Here is a 20,548-nt window from a genome sequence, read left to right as displayed (position 1 = left end):
TAAATAAAATTTTTATTACATTTTAACAATATTGCGTGATTTTTATAACATTTTTTTAATACTTTTGGAGCCAATCAATCCAAAAACAAAAATCACATTTCCTTTGAAAAATTACCAAAAAAAATTCATTTATCTTTCGATATTTGGAGTCTTCTTAAGCATATCACAGATACACTCACAATCTGTTGAAAAATTATCACTCTATGATTATTTCGATCAAGCGGTCGGAAAAGACAATTTGAATATCAATAACGGAATTGTACATAGTGAGCCTTTTCGAGCTATTGCAGGCAAAAACAGATATTACATTGAAGAATTTAATGTTGGAGACATTAGTTTTGAAGGTCAGATTTATTCTAATGTCAATCTTAAATACGACATTTTAGTTGACCAAGTTATATACAAACAAGGTGGATCTTCAGAAAACCTTCCAATTAATTTAATTAGCGAAAAAGTTGATTACTTCTTTATAAAAAACAAGAAATTTGTCAACTTAAAAGCCGAATCTACGAAATTCCCAAGTGTTATTAATGGCATTTACGAAGAAAATTACATTGATAATGTTTCTCTTTACATTAAACATTATAAGGAAAAAGTAAAAGTTTTTCAAAGTGACGGTGTTTACTACAATTTCATTTATAAAATAAACTACATCTTAAAATACAACAATTATTTTTATAAAGTAGATTCTCAAAAAGACATCAAAAAAATATTCCCAGATCTTAAAAAAGAAATCAACAGCTTTTACAGCACTAACAGAAAGTTAGAACGTTCCGACAAAACTCAGTTTATGGAAAATCTAGCAAAACAAATCAATGGTTTTTTAAGAAAAAGTTCTAATTAAATGAAAAAAATTACTCTTATACTCTTTTTAATCGCCTTTCAACAAATAATCAATTCTCAGGTAATTAGTGACAAAGTAACGGTTGAATTTAAAAATGCTTCCATAAAAACTGCCATTCAGGATATTGAGAAAGTCTCTTATTTTAAATTTTATTTTGATGAAAAATGGTTTGAAAATGACAGCACTCTATTAAACAAACAATATAAAGAAGTTCGAATTGGCGAAGTTCTGGATGACGTGTTTCAAAATACAAGTTTTAATTACTTTGTCTCTCAAAACAAAGTAATTGTAACAAACAATAGTATTATTTACAGCCAGCTTCCAGATGATTATTTTGGCGGTTTTATGGAAAGAGATGAAAACGGACAAGTTACACCTGTCTTTTATCAGCAATATGATTCTGTAAAAAAGACAAACTCAAGAAATCCTAATAAAAACATTAGAGACCTTGTTTTGATCGGAAAAGAAGTTAAAGGACAGAAAAAGAAAACGTACACTTTATCAGGTTTTGTACGAGGCGGAAAAAATAATTCAGGCCTTGCAAATGTTCTAGTAAAAATTCCTAATTCAGAATTTACCGCTTCAACAGACAAGAGAGGATATTATAGTTTACAGGTTCCCACCGGTTTAAATGTTTTAGAAACCGAAACATTTTCATACAATAAAGTCACTAAAAACATAATGGTTTATAATGACGGATCTTTGAATATTGCTTTAACGGAAAATATCAATCAGCTTGATGAAGTTTTAATTAACACAACTAAAAGTAAAAGTGCAAAATCTGCAATTACTGGTGTAACTACAATTGATGCTGAAGGAATTAAAAACGTTCCTTTGGTACTTGGCGAACGTGACATTCTTAAAGTCGCATTAACAATGCCGGGAATAAAAACTGCAGGAGAAGGATCTTCTGGATACAATGTAAGAGGTGGTAAAGAAGATCAGAATTTATTTTTACTTGATCATGCTACACTATACAATCCTTCGCATTTCTTTGGTTTTTTCACGGCTTTGAATCCATATACAACTAAAAAAGTGGATATTTATAAAGGAAGTATTCCTGCTGAATTTGGCGGAAGATTATCTTCTGTTTTTGACATTACTTCTAAAGTTGGAAACGTAAACGAATTTCAAGGAGAAGGCGGTATTGGTCCTGTTACTAGTAATTTAATGCTTTCTACTCCTGTCGTAAAAGGCAAATCAAGCTTGGTTTTTGGTGGTAGAGCAACTTATTCTGACTGGATTTTGAAAAGTTTAGACGAAGAAAATTTAAAAAATAGTCAAGCCTCTTTTTATGATTTTATTCTAAAATACAATCATAAAATAAATGCTAATAATGATATTGAATCAACATTGTATTATAGCCATGACAAATTCAGTGTTTCTTCAGATTCATTATATAAATACAGCAACAGACTGGCAACTTTAAAATGGAATCATACTTTTAATGAAAAAAATAAAGGGTCGCTTATTGTTACAAACAGCGAATACAAATTCAACATTGACTACCAATCTGAAGGCTTGAATAATTTTGATTTTGGATATAAAATCAACGAAACTCAGGCAATGTTAAAAATGAATTATCTGTATAGCGATAAGCATAAATTCAGTTATGGAATTTCGTCAAAACTATACTCTGTTGATCCTGGATATCTGAGCCCAAAAAATTCTGAATCTATTTTAGTTCCAATTGATGTAGAAACCGAGAAAGGACTGGAATCTGCGGCATACATTGGTGATAATTTTAAGATAAGCGACAAATTTCTACTAGATTTTGGTTTACGCTATTCTACTTTTGCCGCTTTGGGAAAATCTACTCAAAGAATTTACGAAGAAAATGTACCTATTAATGATGCTACGGTAATTGATACAAAAACGTACGGCAATAATGAAGTCATTAAAAGATATGGCGGATTGGAACCAAGAATTGCAGCGAGATACTTTCTTACCGATGATTTTTCTGTAAGAGCTAGCTATGACAAGACTTACCAATATATTCATTTATTATCAAATAACACAACACAATCTCCTACCGATATTTGGAAACTTTCAGATTTGAATGTTAAGCCAGAAAGCGCACAACAAGTCTCTTTAGGTTTATATAAAAACTTAAAAGGCGGCGATATTGAGCTTAGTTTAGAAGGATATTACAAAAAATCGAAAAATATTTTAGACTATAAAGTTGGTGCCGAGTTATTATTAAACGAAAACATCGAAACCGAACTTTTACAAGGAGAAGGAAAAGCGTATGGTATAGAATTTTTACTTAAAAAGCAGGTTGGAAAACTTAATGGCTGGGTTGGATATAGCTATTCTAGATCTTTAATAAAACTTGACAGCCAGTTTCAGCAGGAAAAAGTAAATAACGGAAAGTATTTCGCTTCCAATTTTGACAAACCACACGACTTTAGCGCTGTTTTAAATTATAAGATTACACAGCGTTACAGTTTTTCGAGTAACTTTATCTATCAGACCGGAAGACCCATTACTTATCCGATTGGAAGATATGATTACGGTAACGAGCAATACACAGTATACAGCGATCGTAACAAGTTTAGAATCCCAGACTACTTCAGACTTGATCTAGGTTTGAATATTGAAGGAAATCATAAAATTAAAAAATTAGCACATAGTTTTTGGAACATCTCAGTTTATAATGTTTTAGGAAGAAACAACCCTTACTCCGTATTTTTTATTACAGACAAAGGACAAATCAAAGCTTATAAAACATCTATTTTCGCTTATCCGATTCCAAGTATTACTTATAATTTTAAGTTTTAAAGACATGAAAAAACACCTATATAAAATCTCATTATTATTCATTCTGACATTTGCAATTAGTAGCTGTACAGAGCAATATGTTTTTCAGAATACTGATTTTGAAAGCGCCCTTGTTGTAGAGGGAACTATTACCAACGAACTTAAAAATCAAACTATCAGACTTTCTCAGGTTTATCAGCTTGAAGAAACTGGGCCAAGGCTCGAAAAAGGTGCGAATGTATTTGTTTTAGACGATCAAGGCAACGAATATCAATTTGAAGAAAAAGATACTATATACGCTTCTATTACACCTTTCAAAGCCGAACCTGGAAGAAAATACCAATTAAAAATTAGAACAAGTGCGGGTAAAAATTACAGTTCAGACGAACAGATTTTAACCACAGAAACCAAAATAGATAATGTAACTGCGACCGTAGAAAATGTAAATGGAGAAAGAGGCGTTCAAATAAACGTAAACAGCTTTGACCCAACTAATACTTCAAAATATTATCGCTATGAATATACTGAAACGTATAAAATTATAGCACCACTTTGGAGTAGCCTAGAAGCTATCATTGAATTTTATCCTGCAATCCCTCCAGATCCTGATCAAGATTTACCTGGATCACCTGCTGCAGAAGGAATTGTGGTAAGACAAAGAAACCGCGAAACAAGAACATGTTTTTCTACTAAAAAATCTGATGACATAATTCTAAACAACACCAACAGTCTTAGCGAAGATCGCGTACATTTTCCTGTCCGTTTTATAAGCAATCAAAACTATATAATATCACATCGCTATACAATTTTTGTAAAACAATATGTTCAGAATCTAGCGGCATATACTTATTACAAAACTTTAAAGGATTTGTCTTCATCTGGAGGTATCTTATCTCCAAAACAGCCTGGATTTTTCTATGGAAATATAAAATCTGTAGAAAATCCATCCGAAAAAGTTATCGGTTTTTTTGAAGTTTCTTCTGTTTCTTCAGAAAGGATTTTCTTCAATTATGCAGATTTATTTCCAAGAGAACCTTTACCTCCTTACTATGAAACAGATTGCAGAATACAAGATTTTATCAATTGTGATGGACTTCCTCCTTGCAGCGGACCACAACTGCGTGCCGCAATAAGAAGTAAAGAACTAGTTCTCCAATCAACCGATTTTAATTCATTATTTGGAATGGTAAAACCGCCATGTGGTGACTGCACGACGTTTTCATCTAATATTGTTCCTCCTTTTTGGATAGATTAATTTTTTTTGCAATTCATGAGAAATCTTTATACATACTATAATCAAGCGAATACCATCAGAAGAATTAAGCATATTATTCTTTTGGTAATTCTGTTAATGCAGAACAAATTTGTTTTTGCGCAGAACCTTCAAAATAAAAACATACCTACACTTGCATCTCAGGAAACTATTTTTCTGCATTCAAATACTACAACTTTTTTGACTGGAGAAACATTGTTTTTCAAGCTGTATTGTTTAAATCCTTTAAATAATAAAACAAGCCAAATCAGTAAAATTGCTTATGTTGAATTAATTGACAGCGAAAAAAAATCTGTTCAGAAAAACAAAATATACCTTGATAACGGAATTGGAACGGGAGATTACTTTATTCCGACAACTCTAAAAACTGGAAATTACAAAGTTGTTGCCTACACAAAATGGATGCTAAATAATCCGAATTCGCAAAAACACCAACTAGATATTTTCATCATAAATCCGTTTCAAACTCAAGAGTCAACAGATAATATAACATTTAATCTTGCTGATACGCAAAATACTGCGACAGCAACTCAAATTATAAATTCAAATACAGAAAATAATAGAAGAATTGATTTTGAATTTGACAAAGAGAGTTACTATACTAGAGAAAAAGTCAATTTAAAATTGAAATCGCTGACTGAAACTATCGAAAAAGGAAATTATTCTGTTTCGATCAGAAAAACAGATCAAATCCCAACTTTAAAACAGCTTACCTCAGCAGAATTCACCAAGAAATCTGCAGAAAATTATGCTGCTTTTAATACAAGTTCATTTACCTATATTCCAGAGGTAAGATCAGAACTTATTACCGGCTATCTTACATCAAGCAATAATCAGGATTTAAGCAACAAGTCGATTGCTTTATCACTGCCTGGAAAGGAATACGTATTGAAAATTGTAAAAACAAATGCTCAAGGAAAATTTGCATTTTTACTAGATCAATTTCCTAATTTTCCAAATGCTATTTTGCAAGTAACAGACGAAAACCGAAATGACTACACTATTCACTTAGATGGTTTTCCAAAGTATGATAGTTCTTCATTACAATTTACATCAAAGTTGAATTTATCTCCCAACTTAAAACAAGAAATTGAAGAAAGATCAACGGCTAGCCAAATTCAAAATGCTTATTATCAAATTAAAAAAGACAGTTTGGTTACAGAAGCCGTTATGAATCCTTTTTTCAGCACAATTGAAAAAGCTTATGTTTTAGATGACTACACAAGATTCCCTACATTAAAAGAAAACATTGTAGAGGTTATTGTAGAGCTTTATTACAGAAGAAATAACGGCAAATATGTGCTTCATATTAGAAACAACCAAAAAGATCTAGAAATTTATGGCCCACCATTGGTATTGGTAGATGGATTATTAATTCAGGATCCAAGTGATCTTTTTGATTACAACATGGCCAATGTAAACAAAGTAAGTTTAATTACAGAGCCTTATGTTTATGGACCAAATTTATATGGCGGTTTAATAAGTTTTGAAACTAAAAACAATGAATTTTCAGAAAATTACGCAAAAAAATATCTGAAAACAATGGAAATTCAGCGTCCTAATCCTCAAAAAGTATACAACAATCCAGATTATGCATCGGGAAATAAACTGCAGAGGATTCCAGACTACAGATATCAATTATTATGGAAACCTGATGTGAAATTAGAAACTAAAGAAGACCAATTGTCTTTTTACACTTCAGACATCAAAGGAAATTTTGAAGTTGTTTTAGAAGGCTTTACAGAAAACGGACAGCCTGTTTACGTTTCAAAAAACATTACTGTAAAATAATAACTCCTTATTTATAATACATTTAGCCTTGACCAATAATTTGATCAAGGCTAAATTATACCTCAATTAACACGTTAAATTATCGATTCAATCTGGTGTTGCATAAAAATTTAAAAAAAATAAAAATAATTGTAACTTTTTCGATACTCCTTACGTATAACCATTTGTACACTTTAAAAAATAGGGAGACAACAACATGAGACAACTTAAAATCACCAAGCAGGTAACTAATCGTGAAACTGCATCGTTAGATAAATATCTACAAGAAATTGGAAAAGTTGACCTAATTACCGCTGATGAAGAGGTAGAATTAGCACAAAGAATAAAGGCTGGTGATCAAAGAGCTTTAGAAAAACTAACAAAAGCCAACCTACGTTTCGTAGTATCTGTGGCTAAACAATATCAAAATCAAGGATTAACTCTTCCTGACTTAATTAATGAAGGAAACTTAGGTTTAATTAAAGCGGCTCAACGTTTTGATGAAACTCGTGGTTTCAAATTCATTTCTTACGCTGTATGGTGGATTCGTCAATCGATTCTTCAAGCTTTGGCTGAGCAATCACGTATTGTACGTTTACCATTAAATAAAATTGGTTCTATCAATAAAATCAACAAAATGTACGCGTTATTAGAGCAATCTAACGAGCGTCCGCCTTCTGCTGAGGAAATTGCAAAAGAACTTGACATGACTGTAAATGACGTAAAAGAGTCTATGAAAAACTCTGGACGTCACCTATCTATGGATGCTCCACTTGTTGAAGGAGAAGATTCTAACCTTTATGACGTATTACGTTCTGGTGAATCTCCAAATCCAGATAGAGAATTAATTCACGAATCTCTTCGTACTGAAATCGAACGTTCTTTAGAAACATTAACTCCAAGAGAGGCAGATGTTGTGCGTTTGTATTTTGGTCTTGGCGACCAACACCCAATGACTCTAGAGGAAATTGGAGAAACTTTCGACCTAACTCGTGAGCGTGTTCGTCAGATTAAAGAAAAAGCAATCCGTCGATTGAAACACACTTCTAGAAGTAAAATCCTTAAAACTTATTTAGGATAACAATATTAAATTTCAATATCTAAAGTTCCAAATTCCAACACAAATTGGGATTTGGGTTTTATAATTTGGAATTTTACCGCAAACAACAGTTTGATTGACTGTTCGTTTTTTGATTGATGATTGAAACTCCGGCTGATTACCGGAGTTTTTTATTTGTCAATCTTTTGTTACGCAAAGAACGCAAAGGATTTTCGCAGAGCACGCTAAGATTATAAAAAGGTTCTTATTAAAGATAAAGTCCGCAAAGCTTTGTGAACTTTGCCTTCTTATTTATTAAAAAAAACTTTGCGCACTCTGCGAAAATCCTTTGCGAGCTTTGCGGTAAAATTTCACATTCTAAGTATCTTTGTAAAAAACAACACACAACTATACAATGAAAAATACATTTATTGCTCCTTCAGTTCTTGCTGCAGATTTTGCCAATTTACAGCGTGATGTCGAAATGATTAACAACAGTCAAGCCGATTGGTTTCATATCGATATTATGGATGGAGTTTTTGTACCGAATATTTCTTTCGGAATGCCAGTTTTAGAAGCCATTTCAAAACATGCCAAAAAATATATTGATGTACATTTAATGATTATCGATCCAGATCGATACATTAAAACTTTTGCCGATTTAGGAGCAAACGGACTAACCGTACATTACGAAGCTTGCACACATTTACATAGAACATTGCAAGCGATTAAAGCAGAAGGAATGAAAGCTGGTGTTGCAATGAATCCGCATACTAATGTTGACTTATTAGAAGACGTTATTAATGATATTGATGTGGTTTGCATTATGAGCGTAAATCCAGGATTTGGAGGTCAGTCATTCATTGAAAACACTTATGACAAAGTAAAGAAACTAAAAGCGCTAATAACACGCAAAAATGCTTCAACACTAATCGAAATCGATGGTGGCGTGACAAGCAAAAATGCCAAGCAATTAGTAGAAGCTGGAGCTGATGTTTTAGTTGCTGGAAGCTTTGTTTTCAAAGCTGAAAATCCAACAGAAACTATTGCAGATTTAAAAGTCCTTACTACTTTTTAAATTTTTAAGATTCGGGAAGAAATCAATTCCAGTCATTTTTTCTAAAGTTTCAATCGGAACAACAAAATCATAAATCGATTTGTCGCTCTTTTCGTTTGGAACCAAGAAAGCAATTGCTTTATGTTCTTTACCATTTTTAGCTAAAACAATTTTATAAAAATATTTAGGGACAGCAACATTTTCTGTCCCTATTTTTTTATCCGAATCTTTTAGAATTCCGCCAGTCACTACATAAATATCATTGTATTTCCCAGCCCAGTAACGCGTCTTCTGCTCTATTCTATTCCAAATTCCAGCATTAAATTCTTTTTTCTGCGGAGAAATATTCGAAGTATAAAAAGTATCATTGTAAGCCTCTTTACTAAATTCCATATCTCCAGCAGGGCAAAGATGTCCTTTATCATAACCCGATTTTTTATAATTTCTCCAATCTGCAGAGCCAGTTGTCACTTTTGGATCTTCTATAAAATAAGGTCTTTTAAAATCATTATTTTTCAAATATTCTTTTTTCAATTCGTAAGCCACCCATTCAGCTTGCTCAAATTTTTCATTATACGACAATGTATAATATTGGTGTTTTACAATCTGTTTTGTAGTTGAAGTTGGCAAATAAGCAATACTATAGACAGAATCTGTACTTGTAGAATTTCCTTTAAAAGAAACAGCTTCTTCATTACTTCCTTTTTCAGTAATTTCTACATTTTCCTTTTTACAAGAAAACAAAGCGAAACTTATTAAAACCAAACTCAAACAAACTTTCATATTTCTATTTTTTAAAAGTTAAACTTACAAAAAAACGCTCCATAAATTCAAAAATTTATAGAGCGTTTTTAAACAAATTAAATTCTTTTCGAACTTAAGACTTCACTAGTTTATCCTTTTTCATTTTAGGATTAACCGCATTTTTTACCAAACCTTTTGTCTGTAAATCATCCAAAACATTCAAAGCTTCTTCTACATAAACATCTTTAGATAAAGCTTGGTGCCAAGCATCTCTTTTCTCTTTTAAAGAAGCATCTGCTTTCATTTCATCTTCTTCATAAGGAAGCGATTTAAAAATCAAATCGTTTTTGTAATCAGAAATTGGTTTGTATTTTTTTCCTTCGTTTTCTACTTGTTCTTGAGTTGCTTTAAAACTCTTAATATTCAAGCTGTATACGTTCTCTTTGTTTTTAACATCGATCCATTTCGCGTTATCATCAATCAATTTGAATTGAGCATTTTGAGCAATTCTGTTTTTACTGTTCATAATTGCTTTATTGAAATTCTCAGTAGAAGTCCAAGTGCTATAATCGGCTGGATCAATTTTGTCCCAAGGCATTGCGTTATCAATATCTCTTTCACCCATTTTTAAGTAAGCATAACGATCTGGCATTACCACATCACTATGAACACCTTCTAACTGAGTAGAACCTCCATTAATTCTGTAAAATTTCTGTCCTGTAATTTTCAATGCGCCAAGATCTCCGTAGTTTGCATTACGCACAAACTGATTTAAATCTAATACGTTTTGAACAGTACCTTTACCGTAAGTTTGTTTACTTCCGATAATAACTCCACGTTTGTAATCTTGAATAGCAGCCGCTAAAATTTCAGATGCCGAAGCAGAGAAACTGTTCACCATAATTACTAGCGGTCCATCCCATTCGATTTTTTTATCTTTATCGTATAAAACTTCTTTCTTTTTACCAGCAGATTTTACCTGAACAATTGGCCCTTCTTCGATAAATAAACCTGCAATATCAACCACTGTAGAAAGAGATCCACCACCATCGTCACGAACATCTAACACGATACCGTTAATATTTTGCTGTTTCAATCTTTCAACCTCACGAGCAATATCTTTTCCTGCATCACGTCCGTCTTTGTTTTCAAAATCGATATAAAACTTAGGAAGATAAATCACTCCATATTTCAATCCATTTTTTTCAACAATACTAGATTTAGCGTAGGTTTCTTCAATTTCAACAACATCTCTAATAATTGAAATCACTTTAATAGAACCGTCTACTTTTTTAACTGTCAGTTTTACTTCAGTTCCTTTGTGACCTTTAATTTTTTTCACAACATCGTCCAAACGCATTCCGACAACATCTACCGGTTCCTCATTTCCTTGAGCAACTTTCAAAATTAAATCTCCCGCTTCTAGCTGTTTTCCTTTCCAAGCCGGACCTCCAGAAATCAATTCGTCAATTTGAGTAAAATCATTTTTCTTAGTCAAACGAGCTCCGATTCCTTCCAATTTACCACTGATATTAACATCAAAACGGTCTTTTTCTTCTGGTGCAAAATAACTTGTATGTGGGTCAAAACGAGCCATGATAGAATTCAAATACACAGAAAACCAGTATTCTCTATTCAAATCTTTAATTACGCTAAAATTATCATCTAGAGATTTTAGAGAACTTTCGCGAGTTTCTTTTTCTAAAGTTTCAAAAGACTTTTCTTTGTAAGCTGGATCTTTTTTCTTCTTTTCTTCTTCAATTTTTTGTTTAGTAACTAAAGAAGAAAGTGTAGATAATTTTATTTGTTTTCTCCATCTTTCATTAATCTCAGCTAAGTTTTTTGCATACGGGATTTTTTCATAATCCGCATCAAAAGTTTCATCAACATTATAGTTAAATGGCTGCGCTAAAATCGTTTTGTAACGTTTTTTGCTTTCTTCCATACGCTTCATTAACCTTGTATAAGTCAGGTTGAAGAATGTAATATCTTTATTCAAAAACTGATCATCCAACATTAATTCATATTGTTTAAACTCATCAATATCAGACTGAAGGAAAAATCTTTTTGAAGGATCTAGAGCCTCAATATAATCTTTAAAAATACCTTTTGAGAATTCATCATTTATTTCTGCCGGACTATAATGCCCTTTTTCAATAACAAATGCTAGCAATTCTAAAAGTGTCTTGTCTCTATTAGGATCTGGGTCGATTGTCCTATCGGCATTCATTTTAAATGCAAATAAGGTAAGCGATAAGCACAATACGGCTATGAGTATCTTATAATTTCTTTTCATAAACTTTATAATAGCATTCATCAAAATTTTTTATCTAAATTACGTTAAAAACTATGCCACGAGAGCTAACGTCACGATAATTTTTTGTTAAAGATATAAAAATGTTTAATTCGCAAAAAAGTTCTTTACCTTAGTTGACAAATTTTGCATTATTTGTGACTTTCCTCGAATAATTTGCGATTAAATTTAGATTTAAAATCTTACAATTGTTAAAACTACACATAATTTTTATTAAATGAAAGCTGAGAAACCACTAATTTTAGTAACTAACGATGATGGTATTCTGGCTCCCGGAATTAGAGCCCTTATTAGCGTTATGGAAACCATAGGCGACGTAATTGTCGTTGCGCCAGACAAACCGCAAAGCGCAATGGGTCACGCCATAACAGTAAACAATACATTATTTATAGATAAAATTTCGAAAGAAAATGACACAATTGCAGAATACAGCTGTTCTGGAACCCCTGTTGATTGTGTAAAACTTGCTGTCAACGAAATCTTAAAACGCAAACCAGATTTGTGCGTTTCGGGAATAAACCACGGATCCAATTCTTCTATCAATGTTATTTATTCTGGAACAATGAGTGCCGCTGTGGAAGCTGGAATTGAAGGCATTCAAGCAATTGGTTTTTCTCTTTTGGATTTTGATTGGAATGCCGATTTTGAACCAATAAAATCTTTTGTCAAAAAAATAGCTTTAGAAACCCTTGCCAATAAACTCCCTCCAGGAGTTGTTTTAAACGTCAATTTTCCAAAACTTAAAGAATCAGAAATAAAAGGAATTAAAGTTTGCCGTCAAGCGAAAGCCTACTACGCACAGAAATTTGAAAAAAGACAAACTCCTTTCGGAAAAGATTATTACTGGCTTGCCGGAAAATTTGTAAATGAAGATCAAGGAGAAGATACCGACGAATGGGCTCTAGCAAACGGATATATTTCTGTAGTTCCTGTACAATTCGACTTGACTGCCCACCACTCTATTCAGCAACTTAACACTTGGAAATTAAATGACTAAAGAAATGCTAATCGGTTTTTTAATCGGAATTTTTACGGCTCTTTTAGGAAGCTATCTATTCATCACTTTTTTCACAACATTTGACATTTCTTCAGGATTTCAAATGATTAGAAAGCAAGGATATTTGGGAAAAATAATTACTTTAGGAACACTTTTAAATCTTGCCGTATTTGCTATTCTTTTAAAAAGAAATAAAGAATTTATGGCTCGAGGTGTAATTTTAGCCGTGATTGTACTGGCAATTTCTACATTAGTTATTTAAATATTATCTTTGCTAAGTCACCGCTATTGCGGAGTCACACTTAAGCACCTTTACAAAAAACTAACATGAAGTATTACATCATTGCAGGAGAAGCCTCTGGAGATTTACACGGTTCCAATTTAATGAAGGCATTATATGTTGAAGATCCAGAAGCAGAAATTAGATTTTGGGGCGGCGACTTAATGCAAAAAGCAGGCGGAACTCTCGTAAAACACTATCGCGACCTTGCTTTTATGGGCTTTATCGAAGTGGTTTTCAATTTAAAAACTATTTTAAATAATATTAAGATCTGCAAAAAAGACATCACGGAGTTTCAGCCAGATGTTATTATTTTTATTGATTATCCTGGTTTTAATATGCGAATTGCAAAATGGGCTAAAGAATTAGGTTATAAAACGCATTATTATATTTCTCCTCAGATCTGGGCTTGGAAAGAAAACAGAATCAAAGCCATTAAACAAGACGTCGATAAGATGTATGTTATTTTGCCTTTCGAAAAAAGTTTTTACGAAGACAAACATCATTTTCCAGTAGATTTTGTCGGGCATCCGCTTATTGATGCCATCCAAAATCAGCCAGCTTTTGACGAAGAATTATTTAGAAAAGAGAATAATCTGGGCGAAAAACCAATTATTGCTGTTCTGCCTGGAAGCCGCAAACAGGAAATCACCAAAATGCTGAGTGTAATGCTAAGTGTTGTCGATGATTTTCGGGATTATGAATTTGTAATTGCTGGCGCTCCAAGTCAGGAATATGAATTTTATCAGCAGTTTCTAAAAAACAAAAACATCGCCTTTGTTTCTAATAAAACTTACGATCTGCTGCGTTCTTCAACGGCTGCGTTAGTAACTTCTGGAACTGCGACTTTAGAAACAGCTCTTTTTAAAGTTCCTGAAGTGGTTTGCTATAAAGGAAGCGAAGTTTCTTATCAGATTGCAAAACGCATTATTACCTTAAAATACATTTCTCTGGTTAATTTAATTATGGATCAGGAAGTGGTAACTGAGCTGATTCAAGGAGATTGCAACAAAAAACGAATTAAAGAAGAGCTTCAAAAATTATTAGAGCCTAGCCATCGCAATAAAGTGCTACAAAATTACGATATACTAGAACAAAAATTAGGCGGAGTTGGCGCAAGTAAAAACACAGCAAAACTCATCGTTGCCGATTTAAAACAAAATAATTAACTGATTTTGAAAAGATTAATCCATTTTCTGCTTTTAGCAATCGCTTTTACTTCTTGTAAATCGACTTCAACAGCGGTATCAAAAAACAGCAATACAAAAAGCGAATCAAAAAAAGAAAACAGGTATTTGGTTAATAATTTAATCGAAAAAGCAACTGATAATATTGGAGTTCGATATAAAGCTGGCGGAACCACCAAAAGCGGATTTGATTGCTCAGGACTTGTTTACACCACTTTTGAAAGTGAGAATATCAAACTTCCGAGACCCTCTTACGAACAAGCAAAAGTTGGAAAGGTAATTCCGCTAAATGATGCTCAAAAGGGAGATTTGATTTTCTTTAAAACCAATAAAAGCAGAACTATAAATCACGTCGGATTAATTACAGAAGTCAATTCTGATGAAGTAAAATTTGTCCATTCTTCTACATCAAAAGGTGTAATTATTTCTTCTACTAAAGAACCTTATTATAAAAACTCTTTTGAACAAGTTAACAGAGTTATTCCTTAAATAAAAAATTCATTATTTTTCTTACAAATATTTAATACTTTTACACCATGAAAGTATTAGATTTTCCGTTAGTAAAAATTACAACTGCCTTTATACTTGGCGTAATTGCTTCGTATTATCTGCATTTTTCGATTTCAATAGTCATTATTTTGCTTGCGTTGAGTTTTGTCAATTTTTGCGGAGCTTTCTTTTGGGCTTTAAACCGAAATAAGAAATCTTTTTTATTCGGATTTTCAAGTTATATTTTTTCTTTCTTCATTGGCGCTTTTACACTTTTAAGCCATACCGAAAACCTTCAGAAAAACAATTATACTCATTGTAAATCTGCTTTCAAAAATTCTCAATCTATAACTTTAATTATAAGAGAAAAATTAAAAAGTAACGATTATAGCGATCGATATGTTGGCCTTATAAAAACGATCTCAGGAAAACCGTATTCGGGAAAAATAATTGTAAACGTTCAGAAGGACAGTAGCAAAAACCATTTGATTATTGGCAACAGCATTAAAATTGAAACGGTTTTACAGGAAAACAAATCAAGCAAAAATCCGAATCAATTTGACTACGGTCGTTACTTGGCAGACAAACAAATCTATGCACAGATTTATTGCCAGAAAAATCAAATTCTAATTAGCAAAACTATTCAAAAAGACATTTGGTACTATTGCGCTAGATTGCATTCGAGAATAATTTCCAATCTTGAAAAATCAAAATTCCATAAAAAGGAAATGAATGTAGCTTTGGCATTAATTTTAGGCCAACAGCAAGAGATTTCACCCGACATTATTCAAGATTATCAATATTCTGGAGCAACGCATGTTTTATCGGTTTCTGGGCTTCACGTGGGTTTTATAATGCTTTTTATCGCTTTTATTCTAAAGCCGATTCCAAACACCAAAAAAGGTTCATTTATTAAATTAGCTTCGATTCTCGTTTCTTTAGCTGGCTTTGCGGTAATTTCAGGTTTATCTCCTTCCGTTCTCAGATCTGTAGTGATGTTTTCATTTCTTGCCATTGGCAATCATCTTCGCAGAAACGGCAATATCTACCATACTTTATTGGTTTCGATTTTATTGATTTTACTTTTTGAACCTTATTTCCTATTTGATGTTGGTTTTCAATTAAGTTATTTGGCGTTATTTTTCATTCTTTGGCTACAGCCCATTTTAAAAAACATCTACAAACCAAAGAATAAGTTATCGGTTTACATTTGGGAAGCGCTAACTGTTTCGTTTGCTGCACAGATTGGTACTTTGCCTTTATGCCTTTATTATTTTCATCAATTTCCGGGTTTGTTTTTTGTCACAAATATCATCATACTTCCGCTTTTATCATTCATCATGATTGCCGGAATCGTCGTTATGATTATTGCCATTTTTAGCAGTCCCCCAATATTTATTACAATGATTTTTGAGAAAAGCATTTATCTGTTAAACCTTATGATTCATGCCGTCGCCTCTGTGGATTCATTTGTCATTCGAGATATCAGTTTTAACATCTATCATTTATGGGCATTTTCAATCTTTATAATAAGTACCATAATCTGGATCAAAAAACCGAGTTTTCAGAAATTGCTATTGGCATCTGCTTCTATTATACTGATTCAGCTTGCTTTTATTTTTACCAAAATAGAAACTGAAAAACAAGAAGAATTAATTGTTTACAACGAAAAGAATAATACGCTTATTTCTGAGCGTTTAGGAAAAAACATTATGATCTTTAGCAGAGACACTACAATTCATAAAAACAAAAATATTAATTCGTACCTCGTCGGAAATTCAATTGATTTGTCTGGAATTAAAAAGATTCAAAATCTGCTTTACTTTAAAAACACTAAAATTCTGATTATAGATAGCAGTAGAATTTTTTCAGAAAAAATAAATCCCGATATTTTAATTCTTACTCAAAGTTCTAGAATTAATCTAGATCGATTACTGCAAAATATGAAGCCTAAAATTGTAATTTCAGACGGCTCAAACTCCAATTCCATTCAGAAATATTGGAAAACTAGCTGCCGTAAAAAAAATATCCCTTTTCATTCAACAAAAGAAAAGGGATACTATAGATTGTAATTTTTATTCTGGATTTAAAATCGAATTGGATTCAGAAATCCAAGCTTTCGCACTAGAAGAAGTATATCCAATAAGTCCGAGTTTGTTAAAATTTGTTTTGTCTTTTCTAACAGTCACTTCAGAAAAACAAACTTGCGGAATCTCTTCGATACCAAAAGCATTCTTTAAGCGTAAGTTTTGCTCTTTAGCGGCATCAGTAATAGTAGGATCTGAAAGATCTAGTTTGACCAAAATAACATTTTTACGAGCCCACTCTTCAAAATCTCGAGTAGAAAAAATTTCATTTTGCAGCTGCTGGTTTACACCCTGCCCAGTAAAAAAAATCAGTAAGGGCTTTCTCTTTTCGGCACTTGTAGCCACAGCGTCATTAATGTCTGTTTTCCATATTATATTTTGAGAATTCATACAAAATGGACTTAAAAACAATAGTAGGATAAGTAGTTTTTTCGGCATATAATTTTGGTTTTGGTTATGTTAATAAAACTAAAGTAGTATAAAAATATAATCTAATAAAAACTTTTAAGCGATTAAAAACCAACTTCTAAACATTAAAATCAAATTGCTAATAAATAGTCTATTTTTTAATAAATGTAAAATAAACACTAATTAAAATAATCAAATTCTTAGTAAGCCTTTTATAAAAAAATCCCCTTCTGTAAAACAGAAAGGGACTAAAAAAAATTAAAATAAAAGTCGAATGAAATCGTTTACTATTCTGCTGGATGTAAAATTGCATTTGATTCTGCAATCCAAGCCTTAGCTCCTCCAGGTTTATACGCTATTTTTCCTAAAGCGCTAAAAGTAGTTTTGTTTTTTCTTACTGATGCCATTGCAAAGCATACTTCTGGAAGATCTTGAACTCCAAATGCATTTTTCAATTTCACATTTTGTTCGCGATCGCTATCTGAAGCGTTCATATCAGACAAATCCAGTTTTACTAAGACCACGTTATCTCGTGACCAAACAGCAAAATCGGGCGTTTTAAAGATTTCATTTTGAAGATTTTCTGGTACACCTGAGGCAGTGAATAAAATCAACATTGGTTTTTTCTGGTCATTACTTATGGCAATAGCATCTGTCATGTTTGTTCTCCATGCTAGATTATTTTGTGCTTGCATCATAAATGACCCTAAAAAAAACAGTAGGATAAGTAATTTTTTAGTCATATAAATTGGTTTTGGTTAGATTAGCAAGACGAAATTAACATTATATTTTAGTTATCCAAATTTTATTGGCACAAAAAATACATTATGTGTTTTTTTATATATAATAAAATATAAAATACACAATCTAAAAGCTTTTTGTAAAGAATTTTTCCTACTAAACACAAAAAAAAAGCCCCTTACTAAGTAAGAGGCTGTTTGATTATTTTAAATCGAAATTTACAATTTCTTTGGATGCACTATTCCTTCTGCAACTGTTAACCATGCTGATGGTCCACCAGCAACATAGCCTGTTTTACCAAGACCTTTAAAGTTGACTTTTCCTTCTTTTGTTTCTGCACTTGTAAAGAAAACAGTTGGAAAACCCTGAATACCAAAAGCTTGTTGTAATTCGTTATTTTGACTTTTAAGTTCTGGAGTCTGCGGAACAGATCTAGGATAATCTAATTCCACTAAAACTACATTATCTGTCGCCCATTTTTTAAATTCAGCAGTCTTTAAAACTTCATTTTGTAAACGAATACACCAGCCACACCAATCACTACCAGTAAAAAACATAAGCATAGGCTTTTGTTCTTTATTACTAACAGTAATCGCTTCTCTAACATCTGTATACCATTTTAATTCTTGTGCCTTAAGATTTGCAGCACCAATTAAAAACAAAGCAATAAGTACTATTTTTTTCATAATGAGAAATTTTCCACAAATTTATACAAAAAGTGATTACAATATAATTATTTAACTTCTTGCATTAATTTTTTGATTAAAGGCGAAATCGCAATTAAAACGACCCCCGCTATGAGAGCATAAATAGCCAATTGCAAATAACCATTTGCATAAACATTTAATTTTTCCAAATTAGACGAATGTTCTGATGCTTCTGCAATATTAGCACCTAGTAATCCAGCAAAATACTGACCATACGCACTCGCCAAAAACCACATGCCCATGATAACGGCTTGAGTTTTTAAAGGAGAAAGTTTCGTCATTGCAGACATACCAATTGGAGAAAGACAAAGCTCCCCAAAAGTAATAATGAACCATCCAAAAGTAAACAAACCTAAAGATGTTCTTCCACTTTCATCTGCAAAAAATTTAGTGTAGTAAAATATCCAAAATCCGCCAGCAAGAAATAAAAAAGCGAGTCCAAATTTTATAACTGTATTAGGTTCTATTTTTCTTTTAGCCATCCATAGCCAAACCAATCCTACAATAGCAGCAAAAACAATCACAAATAGAGAATTTGCCGAATTATTGACCCCATTTGGATCTAGCTCAACACCTGCAATAGTATTTTTTAAATTATTTAATGCAAACAAACTCAAAGACCCGCCACTTTGTTCAAAGAAAGCCCAAAAGAAAATTGAGAACACAATAAAAACAAGAGCAGCATAAAGCTTTTTAATTTCAGAAATTTTTAAATTTTCATTATCATTCCTACCTTTTTTAAAAAAGAAATAAAAATTTATAAAAGGAATCAAAACAGCCAATCTACTTATCTCTAAATCATTACATCTTTTAACCCCCAAAGAAATCAACAACCAACAAAGTGGCAATGTCAAAATAACAAATCCTATATTTCCTGTAAAATAATGTCTTAGAAAAAATAATGGTAAAGCAATACAGCTAAAGCACAAAAAATAATACCATCTAGAGATTTTCCCATTAAATGAAAACATATTTGAATCATCATTATTGCTTAAAGATGACATCTCATAAAACAAATACATTAACGCAAAAGGACCAATAATAAACATAAAAACATCTGTGTACTCTGTATTAGAAACCATCATCATAATGACAGGGATTATAACTAATGAACTAACATAAGTTACGATTTCCATAGTGCGCCTTTTAGAACTTTCTAAGTGTTTCAAAGGCGAAGTGCCTATTTGACCAAGACTTTTTTGTGTCTGTGTAAATGTAAGCAAACTTATAATCATTACAACTGAGGCAAAACCAAAAGCATAATTCCAACGATAAGAAGCTGGAACAAACGATTCCCATAAAGTTCCGTTAGCAACTGCAATACAAATATAACCACCTATTAAAGCACCTAAATTTACCCCTGCGTAAAACAGTGAAAATCCAGCATCAACTCTATGATCACCATCTTTATACAACTGACCAACCATTGTAGAAATATTTGGTTTAAAAAAACCTGTACCAATAATCGTAAAACTAATGCCAAAAAAGAAAAAATTCTTTGGATCAATGGCTAAAATCACACTACCAGTGATCATTAATAAACCACCCCAAAAAAGTGACTTACGGTAACCTAAAATTTTATCAGCAAACATTCCCCCAACAAAAGTAAATGCGTACACAAAAGCTTGCGTAGCACCATATTGCAAGTTTGCAATTATTTCATTCATGTGTAACTGGTTAACCATGAAAACAACTAGCATCCCCCTCATTCCGTAGAAACAGAAACGCTCCCACATTTCACTAAAAAACAAATACCATAATTGTCTTGGATATTTTCCTTTAAAATTCTGTATCTGCTCTAAGTTTAAATTTTGCTCCATTATAAGCTTCCTTAAGTAGTAATAAAAAAAG

General features: G+C 32.1%; 17 protein-coding genes. 11 read left to right on the top strand and 6 right to left on the bottom strand.

The annotated features are described in order from the left end of the window. Positions 1 to 103 precede the first annotated feature (103 nt). The 6 genes from Q9Q97_RS06525 (at position 104) to rpe (ending at position 8,764) form a co-directional block, all read left to right on the top strand. Complete coding sequence (locus tag Q9Q97_RS06525) at positions 104 to 844, top strand: hypothetical protein (protein WP_306155769.1); 741 nt, start codon at positions 104 to 106, stop codon at positions 842 to 844. Further along, a complete protein-coding gene (locus tag Q9Q97_RS06520; protein ID WP_306155768.1) occupies positions 845 to 3,625 on the top strand; it encodes a TonB-dependent receptor domain-containing protein in 2,781 nt (926 codons plus the stop codon). 4 nt (positions 3,626 to 3,629) lie between these two features. Next, a complete protein-coding gene (locus Q9Q97_RS06515) occupies positions 3,630 to 4,859 on the top strand; it encodes a DUF4249 domain-containing protein (protein WP_306155767.1) in 1,230 nt (409 codons plus the stop codon). Positions 4,860 to 4,874: 15 nt separating this feature from the next. After that, positions 4,875 to 6,668, top strand: coding sequence for a hypothetical protein (locus Q9Q97_RS06510; protein ID WP_306155766.1), 1,794 nt, complete (start codon positions 4,875 to 4,877; stop codon positions 6,666 to 6,668). Between the two features lie 196 nt (positions 6,669 to 6,864). Then, positions 6,865 to 7,728 carry an RNA polymerase sigma factor RpoD/SigA gene (locus Q9Q97_RS06505; protein ID WP_007804760.1) on the top strand — a complete coding sequence of 288 codons (864 nt, stop codon included), beginning with the start codon at positions 6,865 to 6,867 and terminating at the stop codon, positions 7,726 to 7,728. 373 nt (positions 7,729 to 8,101) lie between these two features. Next, the gene (gene rpe, locus Q9Q97_RS06500; RefSeq protein WP_306155746.1) at positions 8,102 to 8,764 is read left to right on the top strand and encodes a ribulose-phosphate 3-epimerase; all 663 of its coding nucleotides are present in this window, start codon (positions 8,102 to 8,104) and stop codon (positions 8,762 to 8,764) included. Here rpe and Q9Q97_RS06495 read toward each other — a convergent pair. Together Q9Q97_RS06495 and Q9Q97_RS06490 are read right to left on the bottom strand one after the other, a co-directional pair. Beyond that, a complete protein-coding gene (locus Q9Q97_RS06495; RefSeq protein ID WP_306155744.1) occupies positions 8,741 to 9,526 on the bottom strand; it encodes a DNA/RNA non-specific endonuclease in 786 nt (261 codons plus the stop codon). The two genes, rpe and Q9Q97_RS06495, sit on opposite strands and share 24 nt — an antisense overlap. Positions 9,527 to 9,620: 94 nt before the next feature. Beyond that, positions 9,621 to 11,804, bottom strand: coding sequence for a carboxy terminal-processing peptidase (locus Q9Q97_RS06490; RefSeq protein ID WP_306155743.1), 2,184 nt, complete (start codon positions 11,802 to 11,804; stop codon positions 9,621 to 9,623). 214 nt (positions 11,805 to 12,018) lie between these two features. Between Q9Q97_RS06490 and surE the strand changes: the two genes are divergently transcribed. The 5 genes from surE to Q9Q97_RS06465 all read left to right on the top strand — a co-directional run bounded on the left by surE (position 12,019) and on the right by Q9Q97_RS06465 (position 16,826). After that, positions 12,019 to 12,798: a 5'/3'-nucleotidase SurE gene (gene surE / locus Q9Q97_RS06485; protein ID WP_306155742.1), complete on the top strand. Its 780-nt coding sequence runs from the start codon at positions 12,019 to 12,021 to the stop codon at positions 12,796 to 12,798. Further along, positions 12,791 to 13,060 carry a hypothetical protein gene (locus Q9Q97_RS06480; protein ID WP_306155741.1) on the top strand — a complete coding sequence of 90 codons (270 nt, stop codon included), beginning with the start codon at positions 12,791 to 12,793 and terminating at the stop codon, positions 13,058 to 13,060. Before surE ends, Q9Q97_RS06480 begins: the two co-directional genes overlap by 8 nt. A 65-nt stretch (positions 13,061 to 13,125) precedes the next feature. Next, positions 13,126 to 14,247 carry a lipid-A-disaccharide synthase gene (lpxB, locus tag Q9Q97_RS06475; protein ID WP_306155740.1) on the top strand — a complete coding sequence of 374 codons (1,122 nt, stop codon included), beginning with the start codon at positions 13,126 to 13,128 and terminating at the stop codon, positions 14,245 to 14,247. A 6-nt stretch (positions 14,248 to 14,253) separates the two neighbouring features. After that, complete coding sequence (locus Q9Q97_RS06470; protein WP_306155739.1) at positions 14,254 to 14,754, top strand: C40 family peptidase; 501 nt, start codon at positions 14,254 to 14,256, stop codon at positions 14,752 to 14,754. Positions 14,755 to 14,801: 47 nt separating this feature from the next. Further along, positions 14,802 to 16,826, top strand: coding sequence for a ComEC/Rec2 family competence protein (locus Q9Q97_RS06465; RefSeq protein WP_306155738.1), 2,025 nt, complete (start codon positions 14,802 to 14,804; stop codon positions 16,824 to 16,826). A gap of 3 nt (positions 16,827 to 16,829) precedes the next feature. On the opposite strand, the gene Q9Q97_RS06460 is transcribed toward Q9Q97_RS06465, so the two are convergent. From Q9Q97_RS06460 to Q9Q97_RS06445, 4 genes are all read right to left on the bottom strand, one after another. Beyond that, the gene (locus tag Q9Q97_RS06460; protein WP_306155736.1) at positions 16,830 to 17,279 is read right to left on the bottom strand and encodes a thioredoxin family protein; all 450 of its coding nucleotides are present in this window, start codon (positions 17,277 to 17,279) and stop codon (positions 16,830 to 16,832) included. A gap of 257 nt (positions 17,280 to 17,536) precedes the next feature. Beyond that, a complete protein-coding gene (locus Q9Q97_RS06455) occupies positions 17,537 to 17,992 on the bottom strand; it encodes a thioredoxin family protein (protein WP_306155734.1) in 456 nt (151 codons plus the stop codon). 216 nt (positions 17,993 to 18,208) lie between these two features. After that, entirely contained in the window at positions 18,209 to 18,676 is a 468-nt protein-coding gene (locus Q9Q97_RS06450) for a thioredoxin family protein (RefSeq protein WP_306155732.1), read from the bottom strand. Positions 18,677 to 18,723: 47 nt separating this feature from the next. Beyond that, a complete protein-coding gene (locus tag Q9Q97_RS06445; RefSeq protein ID WP_306155730.1) occupies positions 18,724 to 20,517 on the bottom strand; it encodes an oligopeptide:H+ symporter in 1,794 nt (597 codons plus the stop codon). Between the last annotated feature and the right edge of the window lie 31 nt (positions 20,518 to 20,548).

It is taken from the genome of Flavobacterium sp. DG2-3 (genome assembly GCF_030730925.1).
GTDB lineage: Bacteria > Bacteroidota > Bacteroidia > Flavobacteriales > Flavobacteriaceae > Flavobacterium.
Note: the sequence above shows the minus strand (reverse complement) of the source record. Positions and strands in the feature narration are given on the sequence as shown.